The 1,558-nt window shown below is 58.0% G+C and carries 2 protein-coding genes and 1 pseudogene; 1 reads left to right on the top strand and 2 read right to left on the bottom strand.

The window, feature by feature from the left end:
• Nucleotides 1-606, top strand: a 606-nt coding sequence (locus tag I5W_RS14455; RefSeq protein ID WP_044529750.1) for a DUF2863 family protein, incomplete at its 5' end; no start/stop codon positions are given.
• 236 nt (nt 607-842) lie between these two features.
• Here I5W_RS14455 and I5W_RS14450 read toward each other — a convergent pair.
• Nucleotides 843-1,349, bottom strand: coding sequence for a chemotaxis protein CheW (locus I5W_RS14450; RefSeq protein WP_013234939.1), 507 nt, complete (start codon nt 1,347-1,349; stop codon nt 843-845).
• An 18-nt stretch (nt 1,350-1,367) separates the two neighbouring features.
• Nucleotides 1,368-1,558, bottom strand: a pseudogene (locus I5W_RS33405) (chemotaxis protein CheW); the annotation flags it as partial.

Genomic DNA, 1,558 nt, shown 5'->3' with positions numbered 1-1,558 from the left:
GCGACAGCAAGCCATTTCTCGGCCAACAAGGCCGCCGCCTTCGAAGCCTGGAAGCAACAGGCCACACCGCTGTTTACGCGCCTGTTGCCTGGTTGCAGTGTCGAACTGCTGCTGCCGCAGGCCTACTTCTTCGGCTGCCGCGAGGCCGACAAGCGCATCCGCCCGGCCTCCATTCGCGCCGCCGACTACTTCCTGACGCAAACCCTGGACATCGCCTCTTCCGAGCTGCACGCCAGCATCGGCGGCTTCTCCGAGGACATCAATGGCCAGATCGATGAATACCGCATCGGTTTTTCCATCGGCGACGACCCCACCGTGGTCTATGGCACGGTCTGGCCCTTGTATGAACAGGAAAGCGGTGAAGAACTGCCCATGATGATCCCGGCCGGCGCCGGCCTGCTGGAAGGCCTGCCGCCCAGCCCGCTGCAGCAGATCCTGATGGTGTTGCGCGAATGTGGCATCGTGCACATCAAGCACCATGCAGAACGCTTCACCATGGAGTTTTGCGATGACTGCGGCGCCCCCCTGTTCCCTGACCGCGAAGGTGAACTGGTGCACGCGGAAATGCCGGAAGATACGCCTCCTCCGGTCGAGCACTTCCACTGAGATATGAAGCAATGGCCTGCCGGGAGGCAGGCCGGACCGGCTTGGCCGCACAAAGCTTCATATCGACCCAAAGGCGTGCCGAAACGCCAATAAAAAAGGCATCCACCACACGGCGGATGCCTTTTTCTCTTCTGTAGCAGGCTATCGTGCCTGCTTTTTCCTGCGCGACCGAATGACGACCAAAACCAGATCCGGTCTGCGTCTCCTCCGGATCCCTTGCAACAGCCCGACAGTGATCAGGCGGCCAGTTTCTCGATCAGGCCCATTTCGGCGCTGGACATCAGCTTGTCGATATCGACCAGGATCAGCATACGCTGCTCCAGGGTACCCAGGCCGATCAGGTAGTCGGAATCGAAGGTGGTGCCCATTTCCGGTGCCGGCTTGATCTGTTCCTGGGTCAGGGTGATCACGTCGGAGACGCTGTCGACCACCATGCCGACCACGCGACCACCGATGTTCAAGATGATCACGACCGTGAACTGGTCATAGGTCGGTTCACCCAGCTGGAACTTGATGCGCATATCGACGATGGGGACGATGATGCCGCGCAGGTTGACCACGCCCTTGATGAAATCAGGCGAGTTGGCGATGCGGGTGACGGCTTCGTAGCCACGGATTTCCTGAACCTTCAGAATATCGATGCCGTATTCTTCCTTACCCAGGGTGAAGGCAAGAAACTCGTTTCCGTTGCTGTCGGTCTTTTCGCCGAAGCCGGAAAGATTCTTGGATGCAGTGTCAGACATGTTGAGGCCCTTTAAAAATCAGGAAAATACAGATTCGTCATTCAGTTGGCGGCTGGATCGCAGCAAGCTGCCACATCGACAATCAGGGCAACGCCGCCGTCACCCAGAATAGTAGCACCGGAAATACCGNCGAACTTTCGGATAGTGGATTCCAGGTCTTGNACACGATTTGCTGTTGTCCGATCAAGTCATCCACAAAAAGTGCCGCC

The organism is Herbaspirillum sp. B65 (assembly GCF_000333555.1).
Classification (GTDB): domain Bacteria; phylum Pseudomonadota; class Gammaproteobacteria; order Burkholderiales; family Burkholderiaceae_D; genus Herbaspirillum; species Herbaspirillum rubrisubalbicans.
The sequence above is the reverse complement of the archived record's forward strand: the minus strand, read 5'-3'. Positions and strand labels throughout refer to the sequence as shown.

What these genes read in the sequence shown, in the direction of transcription:
- I5W_RS14450 (WP_013234939.1), bottom strand. Translation starts at nt 1,349, where the DNA reads ATGTCTGACACTGCATCCAAGAATCTTTCCGGCTTCGGCGAAAAGACC.